Below are 13,833 nucleotides of genomic sequence, written 5' to 3'. Positions count from 1 at the left end.
AAGGGCGCCAGACTTCCGCCGATAAACCTGACGATCCCCCTGCCACTGCCCGAACTCGCCCCCTCATGAGCGCCGTGCTGTCATCCGTCCTGTCCGCCTCGCCGCCGGTCGGCGAACGCGAGTTCGATTTCGAAGCTGCCGACTTCCAGCGCGTCTGTGCCCTGATCTACCAGCGTGCCGGCATCAATCTGCAGCCGGGCAAGCAGGCCATGGTCTACAGCCGGCTGTCGCGCCGGCTGCGCGACACCGGGCACCGCTCGGTCGGGAGCTACCTGCAGTGGCTGGAACAGCACAGCGGCCCCGCCGGCGAGGCGGAGTGGCAGGAGTTCGTGAACTGCCTGACCACCAACCTGACGAGCTTCTTCCGCGAGGAGCACCACTTTCCGCTGCTGACGCAGGCGCTGCAGCAACGGCGTGGGCAGGCCGTACGGATGTGGTGCAACGCGGCCTCCACCGGCGAGGAACCCTATTCGCTGGCGATGACGGTCATCGAGGCACTGGGCGCCCAGCACAACGTGAAGCTTGTCGCCAGCGACATCGACACCAAGGTGCTCGCCACCGCGAGCCGCGGCGTCTACGACGCGGACTCGCGCGGCCTGAGCCCCGAACGGCTGCGCGCGCACTTCCTGCGCGGCACGGGTGCCAACGCCGGCTCGATCCGCGTGAAGCCCGAACTCGCCCGCATGATCGAGTTCCGCGCCTTCAACCTGATGAGCAGCGCCTGGGCGCTGGGCGACCCGTTCGACATCGTGTTCTGCCGCAACGTGATGATCTACTTCGACAACCCGACGCAGCGCCGCGTGCTCGAAGGCATCCACCGCGTGATGAAGCCGGGCGGCCTGCTGTTCGTCGGCCATTCCGAGAACTTCAGCGACGCGCGCGAACTGTTCCGCCTGCGCGGCAAGACGGTCTACGAGCGCGTGGATCGCTGAATTTCCCGACCCGGCCCCTGCCCTCATGCTCTCCTCCATCGCCCAGCCCACAGGCGCTGCCGCCGGCCCCGCGCGCGGCACCAGCCGCCCGTTCTCCCGCCTCGAGCAGCTGAAGGCCGCACCGCGCAAGCCGGGCGAGGCCTCCTTTTTCTTCTTCGACGCCCACTTCAAGGCCGACGCCGTGAAGGTGTTGCCGGGCGAGTACTTCGTCCATGACGAAGATCTGCTGATCATGACCACGCTGGGCTCCTGCATCGCCGCCTGCCTGTGGGACCGCGAACGCCGCATCGGCGGACTCAACCACTTCATGCTGCCCGACGGCGGCGGTGCGATGGAATCGGGCCGCTACGGCTCCTATGCGATGGAGTTGCTGATCAACGAGATGCTCAAGCGCGGCGCGAACCGCCTGACGCTCGAGGCCAAGGTGTTCGGCGGCGGCGCGGTGGTGAGCGGGATGAACACGCTCAACGTCGGCGAGCGCAACACCGCCTTCGTGCTGGACTACCTGAAGACCGAGCGCATCCCGGTGGTCAGCAAGGACGTGCTCGACGTCTACCCGCGCAAGGTGTGCTTCTTCCCGGCCAGCGGCAAGGCGATGGTCAAGCGGCTGGCCGCGACCAACACCGACGCCCTGGTGGCACAGGATCGCGCGGCCGCGAAGGCCGTGCTGCCGGCCACGGGCGGTGGGGGCTCGGTGGACCTGTTCTGAGCCCACCGGCGGCGACAGGACGGTGCATCGAGTACACAAGAACAGGGAGAACAAGATGGCGAAGATCCGTGTGGTGGTGGTGGACGATTCGGCGCTGGTGCGCAGCCTGCTCACCGAGATCATCAACCGCGAACCGGACATGAGCTGCGTCGGCGCGGCCAGCGACCCGATCGTCGCGCGCGAGATGATCCGCAACCTCGATCCCGACGTCATCACGCTCGACGTCGAGATGCCGCGCATGGACGGCATCGACTTCCTGTCGCGCCTGATGCGGCTGCGCCCCACGCCGGTGGTGATGGTGTCGACGCTGACCGAGCGCGGCGCGGAGGTCACGCTGAAGGCGCTGGAACTGGGTGCCGTCGACTTCGTCGCCAAACCGAAGATCGGCGTCGCCGACGGCCTGCGCCAGCTCGGCGCCGACATCACCGAGAAGATCCGCACCGCGGCCCAGGCCCGCGTGCGCAAGCTGGTCACGGCGCCGTCGCCGGCGCCCGGTGCCAGCGCACCGCGCGCGGCCGCGCCGGCCGCCAGCCTGGGCCGCCTGTCGACCGAGAAGATCGTGTTCATCGGCGCCTCGACCGGCGGCACCGAGGCCACCAAGGAAGTGCTGATGGCGCTGCCGGCCGATGCGCCGGCGGTCGTGATCACCCAGCACATGCCGCCTGGCTTCACGACCAGCTACGCGAACCGGCTCGATGGCCTGTGCCGCATCAGCGTGCGCGAGGCGCGCGACGGTGAGCGCGTGCTGCCCGGGCACGCCTACATCGCCCCCGGCGGCCTGCACCTGAGCGTGGAGCGCAGCGGCGCCAACTACGTCGCCCGCGTGCAGGACGGCGAGCCGGTCAACCGTCACAAGCCCAGCGTGGAGGTGCTGTTCAAGAGCGCGGCCCGCGTCGTGGGCCCGAACGCCATCGGCATCATGCTGACCGGCATGGGCGCCGACGGCGCCAAGGCGATGCGCGAGATGCGCGACGCCGGCAGCTACAACCTGTGCCAGGACGAGGCGAGCTGCGTGGTTTTCGGCATGCCGCGCGAGGCCATCGCGGCCGGCGCGGCGCACGAGGTGCTGCCGCTGACGCAGATCGCGCCGCACCTGCTGGAGCGCCTGCGCAGCACCGCGGGCCTCTCGCTCAACCGGGTCTGAGCTTCACGCCCGGCGGGCTACGGCAGGAACAGCGACTGCAGGTCGCTGAGGAAATCGAAACCGCGCTCGGTCGGCCAGACGCGCTGGAGATCGCGCTCGATCAGGCCCTTGGCCTCGGCCGCCTCCAGCCCGCGCTGGATCGCGGTCACCGCGAGGCCGGTGCGCTCGGCAAACCGGGCCAGTTCGAAGCCCTCCCTCAGGCGCAGCGCGTTGAGCATGAACTCGAACGGCAGTTCCTCGCGCGCCACCTCCTGCTCGCTCGACACCGCCGCGCCCTCCGCCGCCTGCCGCAGGTAGGCCGCCGGCTCGCGCCAGCGGGTCTGGCGCAGGATGCGGTGCGCGAAGCTGAGCTTGCTGTGAGCACCGGCCCCGATGCCCAGGTAATCGCCGAACTGCCAGTAGTTGAGGTTGTGCTGGCAGAGATGGCCGGGCCGCGCATAGGCCGAGACTTCGTAGCGCCCGAGGCCCGCCAAGGTCGTGAGTTCGGTGATGCGATCGAGCATGCCGAACGCGGTGTCGTCGTCGGGCAGGCCGGCCGGCGGGCGCGACGCGAACTGAGTGTTCGGCTCCAGCGTCAGGTGGTAGACACTCAGGTGCGGTGGCTCGAAGGCGAGCGCCTGCCGCACGTCGGCCTCGCAATCGGCCAGGCTCTGGCCCGGCAGCGCGTACATCAGGTCGACGTTGAAGGTGTCGAAGGCCGAGCGCGCTTCCTCGACGGCCGCCAGGGCCTGGGCGCGATCGTGCGCACGGCCCAGCGCCTTCAGCTTGGCGTCGTCGAAGCTCTGCACGCCGATCGACAGGCGGGTGACGCCGGCCTCGCGGAAGGCCCGGAAGCGCTCGCGCTCGAAGGTGCCCGGGTTGGCTTCGAGCGTGATCTCGCAGCCCGGCTCCAGCGGCAACCGGGCGCGCACGTCGGCCAGCAGCTGCCCGATCGCGTCGGGCGAGAACAGGCTGGGCGTGCCGCCGCCGATGAAGACGCTGACCACGCGCCGGCCCCAGACCAGCGGCAGGGCCGCCTCCAGGTCGGCGCGCAGGGCATCGAGGTAGCGCGACTCCACTCCGGCGTCGAGCGCACGGCCCGCTCCAGCCCCGGGCCTGCCGGACCGGAGCGCGGGCGTCGCCGTCAACTCATGCGAGTTGAAATCGCAATAGGGGCACTTCTTCAGGCACCACGGCAGGTGGACGTACAGCGCCAGCGGCGGCAATGCCGCCAATTGCAGCGTGCCGGCGCGCTGGTGCAGCGCCGCGATGTCGATGGCTCGCGTGTTCACGCGAGCCAGTGTGCGCGCATCAGCGCGAGCATGTCGCGGGCGGCGAGGGCCCGGTGGCTGCAGCGGCTCTTCTCGTCGGTCGGCATCTGCGCGACGCTGCGGCCGAGCGAGGGGATGAACATCAGCGGGTCGTAGCCGAAGCCGGCCTCGCCGCGCGGCGCGTCGAGGATCTCGCCCTGCCAGCGGCCGAAAGCGATCAGCGGCTGGGGATCGTTGGCATGGCGCAGGGCGACCAGGGTGCTGACAAAGCTGGCACGCCGGTCCGCCTGCCCTTGCAGTCGATCGAGCAGCAGCGCGTTGTTGGCGGCGTCCTGCACCGCGCGCTGTGCCTCGCGATCGGCGGCCGGCAGCACGACCGCCGCGTAATGGGCCGAAACGACCCCCGGAGCGCCCCCCAGCGCATCGACGCACAGGCCGGAGTCGTCGGCGATCGCCGCACAGCCCGCCACCGCAGCGGCGTGCCGCGCCTTGGCCAACGCGTTCTCGACGAAGGTGTGGTGCGGCTCCTCGGCCTCGGCGATGCCCAGGGAGCCCTGCGTCACCAGCTCGATCGGCAGCGCGGCGAACAGCCGCTGCAGTTCGACCAGCTTCTTCGCGTTGTTGGAGGCCAGAACCACGCGCACGGCGGGGGCCTCAGTCCTTCAGCGCCGCGGCCTGGGCGGCGACCAGTGTACGGATGCCCTGCTCGGCCAGCGCCAGCAGCCGGTCCATCTCGGCACGGCTGAAGGCGGCGCCTTCGGCGGTACCCTGCACCTCGATGAAGTGGCCGGCACCGGTCATCACGACATTCATGTCGGTGTCGCAGGCGGAGTCCTCGATGTACTCGAGATCCAGCAGGGGCGTGCCCTGCACGATGCCGACGCTGACCGCTGCCACCGGCTCGCGGATCGGCGAGGCCCCGATCTTGCCCTGCCCCAGCAACCAGGTCACCGCGTCGTGCGCCGCCACGTAGGCGCCGGTGATCGCCGCGGTGCGCGTGCCGCCGTCGGCCTGCAGCACGTCGCAGTCGAGGTGGATGCTGCGCTCGCCCAGCGCCTTCAGGTCGAACACCGCGCGCAGCGAGCGACCGATCAGGCGCTGGATCTCCTGCGTGCGACCGCTCTGCTTGCCGCGCGCGGCCTCGCGGTCGCTGCGTGTGTGGGTGGAGCGCGGCAACATGCCGTACTCGGCGGTGACCCAGCCCTCGCCGGAGCCACGCTTGTGCGGCGGCACCTTCTCCTCGACCGAGGCCGTACACAGCACCTTGGTATCGCCGAAGGCGATCAGCACCGAGCCCTCGGCGTGCTTGGTGTAGCGGCGGGTGATGGTGAGCGGGCGCAAAGCGTCCGCTGCACGGGCTTGCGTGCGTTCGAAACCCATGGCGGGCCTTTCAGTGCTTCTTGGATTCGGACGAGCGCCGGATGGCCTCGTTGATCTCGCGGATCGAGCGATCGATCTCGGCTTCGTCCAGCTCGTCGGGTTCGCCGGAGCCGGCGCCGACACTGGCCTGGATCGTGGAGGCAAACACCTCCTCGCCCAGGGTCTGGGTGGATATGGCCTGGTCGGGGACGGCATTCTCCGCCGCCTCCCACTCGACCGAGAGCACGGTCACGTTGTCGCTCTTCGGACCACCCTTGCGCAGGGCCTGCTCGACCAGTTCGGGCACGGCGTCGGAGATCGAGCGCGTGGCGAGTTGCTCGGTGATGGTGTCGTCGCTGATGCTGCCCCACAGGCCGTCGGAGCACAGCAGCAGGCGATCGCGCTTCTGCAGGATCAGCGGCCCCACCGTGTCGACGACTGGTTTGCCCGGGCTGCCCAGGCAGGTGAACAGCACATTGCGGTTGAAGCGTTCGCCCATCGGCACGACCTGGGCCATCGTGTCCTGCAGCTCGGAATAGCTGTGGTCGCGGGTGCGGGCAATGAGCTTGTCGCCGCGCACCAGGTAGAGCCGCGAATCGCCGCAGTGCGCCCAGTAGGCCGTGTTGCCCTGCAGAACGCAGGCGACGATGGTGGTGCGCGGCGTGTCGATCAACGCCTTCTCCGTGGCGTAGCGGATCAGTTGGTGATGGCCCGCGATGATGGCATCGTGGAGGAAGCGCATCGGGTCCTTCAGCACCGGCTTGGCATCGCGCTGGAACATCGCGGCCAGCGTCTGCAGCGCGAGCTGCGAGGCGACCTCGCCCTCCGGGTGCCCCCCCATGCCGTCGGCCAGCGCGAACAGCCCCGAATCCCGCGTGTAGCAATAGCCCATGCGGTCTTCGTTCTTCTCGCGGCCACCCTTGCGGCTGATCTGGTAGACGGAGAACCTCATGCGGCGATCCTCACGCCTTCGCGCCGGTCTTGATGTTTTCGAGTTGCAGCTTCAGCCGCTCGCTGAAACTGAGCTTGGTGTAGCGGCGCTCGGTCTCGCGCGCCAGTTCCTTCTGCAGCGCGAACACGCTCTGCGGGCGCGACAGCGGGTCGAGCGACATGCACCATTCGGTGACTTCGATCAGGTTGTCCGAATACACATTGCGCAAGCGCGACAGCGACAGCCCGAGGCGGTCCTTTTCGATCCGCTGCGGCGCGTCGTTCGGCGGATAGCCCTGCATGCAGGCGTAGATGCACGCGCCGATCGCGTAGATGTCGGTCCAGGGGCCGAGCGTGCCATCGCGCCGGTACATCTCAGGCGCCGCGAAACCCGGCGTGTACATGGGACGGATGAAATTGCCTTCCTTCGACAGCACCTCGCGGGCCGCGCCGAAGTCGAGCATGACCGCCTTGTTGTCGTTCGTGATGAAGATGTTCGCCGGCTTGATGTCCAAGTGCAGCATCTTGTGCTGATGCACGATGCGCAGTCCACGGAGGATCTCGTCGAACAGTGAACGAATCGTCGATTCCCTGAAAACCTTGTCGCGCTTCAGGTCGCGTGCCGTGACGATGAAGTCCTGCAGGGTGTCGCCCTGCAGATAGTTCATCACCATGTAGACGGTCTCGTTCTCGCGGAAGAAGTTCAGCACCGAGACCACGCTCGGGTGGCTGATCTGCGCGAGCGAGCGGCCTTCCTCGAAGAAACTCTTCAGGCCCAGGCGGTACAGCGGCTGCTTCTCGGGTTTGACGCGAGGTGTGAGTTCGCCCACCGAGCGTTCCGCCAGCGAGGCCGGCAGGTATTCCTTCAGAGCGATCAGCCGCCGCTCGCTGTCTTCGCAGAGATAGACGACACCAAAGCCGCCGGCCGCCAACTTCTTGATGACCTGGTAACCCCCGACCACGGTGCCCGCAGGCAGTGGCGCGGGTTTCAGCTTTGACATAATCGGATTTTGCAATGCGATAAGTTCGATGGCAGTTTACAGCATGACCGGTTATGCAAGCGCATCGACCGGGGCCGCCGCCACAGGGGAAAACGCCAGCGAGAGCGGGCACGGTCCGTTCGCCGGGGTGGTGGTGGATGTGCGGTCGGTCAACAGCCGTTTCCTGGACATCGCATTTCGCATGCCTGACGAAATGCGCGCGCTGGAACCGGCACTGCGCGAGCTGATCACCGGCCGGCTGCGGCGCGGCAAGATCGAGCTGCGGCTCGCGACGCGGGACGACGCCGGCACCGCCTGGCCTCAGCCGCAGACCGAGCAACTGCACACGCTGTCGCGCCTGGAAAGCACCGTGCAATCGTGGCTGCCGAACGCCCCGCCGCTGACGGTGCACGAGGTGCTGCAGTGGTGCCGCGGCGCTGCGCCGGCGGTGCGGCTCGACGACGCGGCGCTCGATGCGGCCCGGCGCGCCGTGACCGGGCTGGTCGAGGCGCGCGCGCGCGAGGGCGAGAAGCTCGTCGTGGTGCTGATGCAGCGCGTCCACCGCGTGCGGCAGCTGGCGAGCGATGCCCAGCCGCTGGTGCCACAGGTGGTGCAGCGCCAGCAGCAGCGCTTCCTGGAGCGCTGGCAGGAAGCCCTGGCGTCGAGCGGTGCTGCGCAGACCCTGCCGCAGCAGGCCCTGCAGGAACGCGCCCTGAACGAGGCAGCGGCTTATGCCATCCGGATCGACGTGGCCGAGGAGCTGGCGCGGCTCGGCGCCCACCTCGACGAGATCGAGCGCCTGCTGAAGGCCGGCGGCGAGCTCGGCAAGCGCCTGGACTTCCTGATTCAAGAGTTGCAGCGCGAGGCCAACACGCTGGGCTCGAAGTCGGCCGCGCTGGAACTGACGCAGATCTCCGTGGAGATGAAGGTCGCGATCGAGCAGATGCGCGAACAGGTGCAGAACATCGAATGAGGCCCTGACACCCGATGGACACCCCTGGCAACCTCTTCGTCGTTGCGGCCCCCAGCGGAGCCGGCAAATCGAGCCTGGTCAAGGCCCTGCTCGAACTGGACTCGCACCTCGCGGTCTCCATTTCGCACACCACCCGGCCACCGCGCGGGCAGGAGGTCGAGGGACGCGAGTACCACTTCATCGACGAGCCGACCTTTCGTGCCATGGTCATGGAAGGCGCGTTCTTCGAGTGGGCGGAGGTGCACGGCAACCTGTACGGAACGTCGCGCATCGCGATCGAACAGCGATTGCAGGATGGCGAGGACGTCGTGCTCGAGATCGATTGGCAGGGCGCGCTGCAGATCAAGCGGCTGTTCCCGAACGCCGTGCTGATCTTCATCCTGCCGCCGAGCTGGGACGAACTGCTCCAGCGCCTGCAGCGCCGCGGCGAGGACCCGCCGCCGGTCATCGAGACCCGGATGGCCAACGCCCGCCTCGAGGTGGCCCAGGCAAAGCACTTCGACTACGTGGTCATCAACGCGGTGTTCGAGACGGCCTTGTTCGACCTGAAAGCCATCGTCCACGCGCAGCGGCTAAAATACTCTCGTCTGCGCCGCAGCAAGGCGGCCGTGTTCCGGGCTCTGCACCTGGACTGATTCTCTTCACACCTCTCCCCGGAGCACCGTCCATGGCCCGCATCACCGTCGAAGACTGCCTGACCAAGATCCCGAACCGCTTCCAGCTGGTGCTGGCAGCCACCTACCGGGCTCGCATGCTGAGCCAGGGCCATGCGCCCAAGGTCGAGAGCAAGAACAAGCCCGGCGTGACCGCGCTGCGCGAGATCGCCGAAGGCCATGTGGGCCTGGAGATGCTGCGCAAGGTGCCGGTCTAAAGCCCCACGCCCGCTCGCGAACGGCCCGCCTCGGCGGGCCGTCGTCATTTGGCGCTCCCGCCTCAGGCGGCGCCGGTTGCGGCGATGCGCCGGCGCCGCTCCAACAGCTCGAACGCGCCCATGCCGACGAGCATCGCCGCCACGAACACCAGCGCCTTGAACTCGCCCATGCCCAGGGCAACCAGTCCGGGACCGGGGCAGAACCCGGCCAGACCCCAGCCCACGCCGAACACCAGGCTGCCCAGCACCAGCCGGCGATCGATGTCGCGGGTCGTGGGCAATTGCATCGCAGTCCCCAGCAGGGACACGGCGCGGCGGCGCGCGACGAGGAACGCCACCGTGCCCACGGCGATCGCCCCGGCCATCACGAAGGCCAGCGACGGATCCCACGGGCCGGCGAGGTTCAGGAAACCGATCACCTTGGCCGGATTGGTCATGCCGGCGACGATGAGGCCCAGGCCGAACAGCAGGCCGGCCAGCAGGGACGTGAAGATCAGCATGACGACGCTCCTCAGAAACCGAACACGTGGCGCACCGCGAACACGGTGGCAAAACCCGCGGCCATGAACGTCGCCGTCGCGACGAGCGAGCGCGGCGACAGCCGCGACAGACCGCAGATGCCGTGGCCGCTGGTGCATCCCGAGCCGTAGCGGCTGCCGGCCCCGACCAGCAGGCCGGCCACGACGAGCGTGCCGAAACCCGCGTCGATCTGCGCCTTTGGCAGTGCGGCGAACAGCAGGTAGACGAACGGTGCGCCGATCAGGCCGGCCACGAAGGCGACGCGCCAAGCCGCATCGCCCCAGGCAGGTCGCAGCAGGCCCCCGACGATGCCGCTGATGCCGGCGATCCGGCCGTTCAGCAGCACGAAGGCCGCCGCGGCCAGTCCGATCAGCAGGCCGCCGGCGAGCGCGGACCACGGGGTGTAGGCATTCCAGTCGATGTTCACGGCTCATTCCTCGGGACAGTAGAGGCGGTAGAGCACCGCCAGGAGCTCGAGCATCGCGGGATCCGCGACGCTGTAGAAGATGTGCTTGCCTTGCCGCCGCGTGCTGACCACGCCCTCGGCGCGCAGGACGCCGAGTTGTTGCGACAGCGTCGGCTGGCGGATGGCCAATTGCTCCTCGAGTTCGCTGACGCAGCGCTCGCCCTGCGACAGCTGGCACAGCAGCAGCAGCCGGTCCTCGTTCGCCAGCAGCTTGAGGGCCCCGACGGCGCGCTCAGCGGCACCGCGCAGCGCGCCGGGGTCGATGGCAGTGGGGGTGGACTTCACGAAGCGCTCCAGAATTGGACTTGATATCAATATATAAATAAATATACTATAAATCAACAGAACATCTGAACCCCTGAAACAAGGCCCGCCCATGAGCAAGCGAACCGCGACCCGCGCCTTCTACGATCCCCTGACCGGCACGGTCACCTACGTCGTGTGGGACACGGCGACCCGCCGCGCCGCGGTGATCGACCCCCTGCTGGATTTCGAGTTCAAGGCGGGCCGCACCAGCACCGGCTCGGCCGATGCGGTGCTGGCCTGCCTGGCTGAACAGCAGTTGCAGGTGGACTGGATCCTCGAGACCCATGCCCATGCGGACCACCTGTCCGCGGCCCGCTATCTGCAGGGGCGTGTCGGCGGGCGCATCGCCATCGGCGAGAACATCCGCGCGGTGCAGGCTGTCTTCAAGAAGATCTACAACCTCGAGCGCAGCTTCCTGCCCGACGGCAGTCAGTTCGACCACCTGTTCCGTGACGGCGAGACGTTCCGGATCGGCGAGGTGGAAGCCACGGCCCTGCTCGTTCCCGGCCATACCCCGGCCGACATGGCCTACCTCGTCGACGGCCAGGTGTTCGTGGGCGACACGCTGTTCATGCCCGACGTGGGCAGCGCCCGAGCCGACTTTCCCGGCGGTGACGCACACCAGCTCTACCGCTCCATGCGCCGCCTGCTCGATCTGCCGCCGGACACCGTGATGTACGTCTGCCACGACTATCCGCCGCCGAACCGCCCGCCGCGATGGGAGACGACGGTCGCCGATCAACGCGCCCGCAACATCCACGTCCACGATGGCATCGGCGAGGCCGAGTTCGTGGCCATGCGCACGGCGCGCGACGCGCAACTCGAGGTGCCCGCGCTGATCCTGCCCTCGCTGCAGGTCAACGTGCGTGCCGGACAGCTCCCGCCGGCAGAAAGCGACGGGGTCAGTTATCTGAAGATCCCGCTCAACGTGCTGGCAACGAAGCACGCGCGCGGGCCGAACCCGCGCTGATCCGGACGGCGCCCGCCGTTCGACAGGGTCGTTCCGCGTTCGCTGCAGTCCGGTGCGGCGAGCGCGCTACCATGAGCCCATGCCCTCTCGTGCCGTACTTGCCGTCCGCAAAAAGCTGAGTCAGGCGTTGCCGTCGTTCATGCTCGGCGGCAGTGCCGTGGCCGAGCAGGACGCGGCCACCAGCGATGCCGAGGCGGCGTCCTTTGCCGCGCTGACGCACAAGCTGTCCTACCTCGACGCGGCCGACATCAAGCGCGTGCGCGAGGCCTACAAGTTTGCCGACGAGGCCCACCTCGGCCAGTTCCGCGCCAGCGGCGAGCCCTACATCACGCACCCGATCGCGGTCGCCGGCCTGTGTGCCGATTGGAAGCTCGACGCACAGGCCATCATGGCCGCGCTGATGCACGACGCGATGGAAGACTGCGGCATCGGCAAGGCCGAGCTGATCGAGCGCTTCGGCGCGCCGACGGCCGACCTGGTCGACGGTCTCACCAAGCTCGACAAGCTGCAGTTCAGCACCCGAGAAGAATCGCAGGCCGAGAGCTTCCGCAAGATGCTGCTGGCGATGGCGCGCGATGTGCGCGTGATCCTGGTGAAGCTGGCCGACCGGCTGCACAACATGCGCACGATCGATGCAATGCTGCCGGTCAAGCGCGAACGCATCGCGCGCGAGACGATCGAGATCTACGCACCGATTGCCCATCGGCTGGGCCTGAACGAGACCTATCGGCAGCTGCAGGAGCTGTCGTTCCAGCAGCTGCGCCCGTGGCGCCATGCCGCACTCAGCAAGGCGGTGCTGCGAGCCCGGGGCAACCGGCGCGACATCGTCGAGCGCGTGCAGCGCGATGTGGTGAAAGCCTTCAAGGAGGCCAAGCTCGCGGTGCAGGTGTCGGGCCGCGAGAAAACCATCTTCTCCATCTACAACAAGATGGACGAGAAGCGCCTGAGCTTCGCCCAGGTCAGCGACATCTTCGGCTTCCGCATCGTCGTCAACACGCTGCCCGAGTGCTACCTGGCGCTGGGTGTGCTGCACCAGCTCTACAAGCCGGTGCCGGGCCGCTTCAAGGACTACATCGCGATCCCCAAGGCCAACGGTTACCAGTCGCTGCACACCACGCTGGTCAGCCCGCTCGGTACCTCGGTCGAGTTCCAGATCCGCACGGCGCCGATGCACATGGTGGCCGAGAAGGGCATCGCGGCGCACTGGATGTACAAGACCCGAGGCAGCGCCGACGCCCAGAACATCGGCGCGATGTGGCTGCAGTCGCTGCTCGACATCCAGGACGAGACTCGCGACTCGGCCGAGTTCCTGGAGCACGTCAAGATCGACCTGTTCCCCGACTCGGTCTACGTCTTCACCCCGAAGAGCAAGATCCTCGCGCTGCCGAAGGGCGCCACACCGGTGGACTTCGCCTATGCGATCCACAGCGATGTCGGTGACCACTGCATCGCCGCCAAGATCAACGGCGAGCCCGCGCCGCTGCGCACCGCGCTGCGCAGCGGCGACGCGATCGAGATCGTCACCGCACCGGGCGCCCGCCCCAACCCGGCCTGGCTGAACTTCGTGCGCACCGGCCGCGCGCGCTCGCGCATCCGGCACTACCTGAAGAACATGGAGGCCGAGGAGTCCCTGCAACTCGGGCAGAAGCTGCTGGCGCAAGCGATCCGCGCCGAAGGCCTGTCCCTGCCTGCCGGCGACGAGACCTCGGCCGGCACCGACGGTGCGCTGTGGCAGTCCCTGCTGCGCTGGAGCGGCACCAAGAAGCGCGACGAGCTGCTGACCGAGATCGGCCTGGGCAAGAAGATCCCGACCATCGTCGCCAAGCGCATGGCCGCGCTGCTGGCCGAGCGCGGCGCGCGGCCCGATGCGCTGACCCTGACGATGGGCCGCTACGGTGCCGATGACGGCGCACCCTCTCAAGGCACCGTGGTCATCGATGGCAGCGAAGGCGCGACCGTGCAGTTGGCCGAATGCTGTCGGCCGGTACCCGGTGACTCGATCGTCGGCTACCTGGGACGCGGCGAAGGTCTGATGGTGCACACCGGCGAGTGCAGCACCGCCAAGCGACTGTTCGGGCGCGACAGCGAACCGTGGATCACGGTGGAGTGGTCCGAGGCTCCGCAGCGCAGCTTCGAGACAGCGGTGACGGTGCTGGTCCACAACGGCAAGGGCGTGCTGGCGCAGATCGCCACGGCGGTGAGCGGCGCCGAGGCCGACATCGTGCACATCGACATGGGCGATGAACGCGCCACCGAGACGACCGAGCTGCGCCTGCTGCTTGCGGTGCGTGACCGGCTGCACCTGGCCGACACCCTGCGGGCACTGAAGCGTTCGCCGTCGGTATTGCGCGTGGCGCGCGTCAAGCCCTGAATCCGCGGCCGGCGCCCGCGCGGGTGGGCAGAATGCGCGCGTCGCACGAACGG

Annotated in this window: 16 protein-coding genes; 8 read left to right on the top strand and 8 right to left on the bottom strand. The window is 68.3% G+C overall.

The window, feature by feature from the left end; translation table 11 throughout:
* The first annotated feature begins 65 nt into the window (after positions 1-65).
* From C1M51_RS14670 to C1M51_RS14660, 3 genes are read left to right on the top strand one after another with little or no spacing between them, the layout of a single operon-like run.
* The gene (locus tag C1M51_RS14670; protein WP_129450863.1) at positions 66-932 is read left to right on the top strand and encodes a CheR family methyltransferase; all 867 of its coding nucleotides are present in this window, start codon (positions 66-68) and stop codon (positions 930-932) included.
* Between the two features lie 25 nt (positions 933-957).
* Positions 958-1,641: a chemoreceptor glutamine deamidase CheD gene (cheD, locus tag C1M51_RS14665; protein WP_129450861.1), complete on the top strand. Its 684-nt coding sequence runs from the start codon at positions 958-960 to the stop codon at positions 1,639-1,641.
* Positions 1,642-1,696: 55 nt separating this feature from the next.
* Positions 1,697-2,785: a chemotaxis response regulator protein-glutamate methylesterase gene (locus tag C1M51_RS14660; RefSeq protein WP_129450859.1), complete on the top strand. Its 1,089-nt coding sequence runs from the start codon at positions 1,697-1,699 to the stop codon at positions 2,783-2,785.
* Positions 2,786-2,802: 17 nt separating this feature from the next.
* Here the strand turns inward: C1M51_RS14660 and hemW are convergent, their stop codons facing one another.
* Genes hemW through C1M51_RS14635 form a run of 5 tightly spaced genes read right to left on the bottom strand, consistent with a single transcriptional unit; the run spans position 2,803 to position 7,325 of the window.
* Complete coding sequence (hemW, locus tag C1M51_RS14655) at positions 2,803-4,056, bottom strand: radical SAM family heme chaperone HemW (RefSeq protein ID WP_129450857.1); 1,254 nt, start codon at positions 4,054-4,056, stop codon at positions 2,803-2,805.
* Positions 4,053-4,679 (bottom strand): RdgB/HAM1 family non-canonical purine NTP pyrophosphatase, encoded by a 627-nt coding sequence (gene rdgB, locus C1M51_RS14650; protein ID WP_129450855.1) that lies wholly within the window; start codon positions 4,677-4,679, stop codon positions 4,053-4,055. Before rdgB ends, hemW begins: the two co-directional genes overlap by 4 nt.
* Before the next feature lie 10 nt (positions 4,680-4,689).
* A complete protein-coding gene (gene rph / locus C1M51_RS14645; RefSeq protein WP_129450854.1) occupies positions 4,690-5,415 on the bottom strand; it encodes a ribonuclease PH in 726 nt (241 codons plus the stop codon).
* Between the two features lie 10 nt (positions 5,416-5,425).
* Complete coding sequence (locus C1M51_RS14640) at positions 5,426-6,346, bottom strand: PP2C family serine/threonine-protein phosphatase (protein WP_011830290.1); 921 nt, start codon at positions 6,344-6,346, stop codon at positions 5,426-5,428.
* A 10-nt stretch (positions 6,347-6,356) separates the two neighbouring features.
* The gene (locus C1M51_RS14635) at positions 6,357-7,325 is read right to left on the bottom strand and encodes a serine/threonine-protein kinase (protein ID WP_011830291.1); all 969 of its coding nucleotides are present in this window, start codon (positions 7,323-7,325) and stop codon (positions 6,357-6,359) included.
* Positions 7,326-7,353: 28 nt separating this feature from the next.
* Here C1M51_RS14635 and C1M51_RS14630 point away from each other — a divergent pair, with 28 nt between their 5' ends.
* From C1M51_RS14630 to rpoZ, 3 genes are read left to right on the top strand one after another with little or no spacing between them, the layout of a single operon-like run.
* A complete protein-coding gene (locus tag C1M51_RS14630) occupies positions 7,354-8,277 on the top strand; it encodes a YicC/YloC family endoribonuclease (RefSeq protein ID WP_207207844.1) in 924 nt (307 codons plus the stop codon).
* 14 nt (positions 8,278-8,291) lie between these two features.
* Positions 8,292-8,912, top strand: a complete 621-nt coding sequence (gmk, locus tag C1M51_RS14625) for a guanylate kinase (RefSeq protein ID WP_129450852.1) — start codon at positions 8,292-8,294, stop codon at positions 8,910-8,912.
* 32 nt (positions 8,913-8,944) lie between these two features.
* The gene (gene rpoZ, locus C1M51_RS14620; protein WP_011830300.1) at positions 8,945-9,148 is read left to right on the top strand and encodes a DNA-directed RNA polymerase subunit omega; all 204 of its coding nucleotides are present in this window, start codon (positions 8,945-8,947) and stop codon (positions 9,146-9,148) included.
* A gap of 62 nt (positions 9,149-9,210) precedes the next feature.
* Here rpoZ and C1M51_RS14615 read toward each other — a convergent pair whose 3' ends face one another.
* The 3 genes from C1M51_RS14615 to C1M51_RS14605 are packed head-to-tail and all read right to left on the bottom strand — an operon-like array spanning position 9,211 to position 10,475.
* Entirely contained in the window at positions 9,211-9,648 is a 438-nt protein-coding gene (locus tag C1M51_RS14615; RefSeq protein WP_129450850.1) for a DUF6691 family protein, read from the bottom strand.
* An 11-nt stretch (positions 9,649-9,659) separates the two neighbouring features.
* Positions 9,660-10,094 (bottom strand): YeeE/YedE family protein, encoded by a 435-nt coding sequence (locus C1M51_RS14610; RefSeq protein WP_129450848.1) that lies wholly within the window; start codon positions 10,092-10,094, stop codon positions 9,660-9,662.
* Positions 10,095-10,097: 3 nt separating this feature from the next.
* Entirely contained in the window at positions 10,098-10,475 is a 378-nt protein-coding gene (locus C1M51_RS14605) for an ArsR/SmtB family transcription factor (RefSeq protein ID WP_409072612.1), read from the bottom strand.
* Between the two features lie 34 nt (positions 10,476-10,509).
* Here C1M51_RS14605 and C1M51_RS14600 point away from each other — a divergent pair, with 34 nt between their 5' ends.
* Positions 10,510-11,409 carry an MBL fold metallo-hydrolase gene (locus tag C1M51_RS14600; protein ID WP_129450845.1) on the top strand — a complete coding sequence of 300 codons (900 nt, stop codon included), beginning with the start codon at positions 10,510-10,512 and terminating at the stop codon, positions 11,407-11,409.
* Between the two features lie 139 nt (positions 11,410-11,548).
* Positions 11,549-13,780 carry a bifunctional (p)ppGpp synthetase/guanosine-3',5'-bis(diphosphate) 3'-pyrophosphohydrolase gene (locus tag C1M51_RS14595; protein ID WP_165349762.1) on the top strand — a complete coding sequence of 744 codons (2,232 nt, stop codon included), beginning with the start codon at positions 11,549-11,551 and terminating at the stop codon, positions 13,778-13,780.
* Positions 13,781-13,833 lie beyond the last annotated feature (53 nt).

Source organism: Methylibium sp. Pch-M, from assembly GCF_004136295.1.
In the GTDB taxonomy this organism is placed as follows: Bacteria; Pseudomonadota; Gammaproteobacteria; order Burkholderiales; family Burkholderiaceae_C; genus Methylibium; species Methylibium petroleiphilum.
This window is presented reverse-complemented; position numbering and strand designations above follow the sequence as displayed.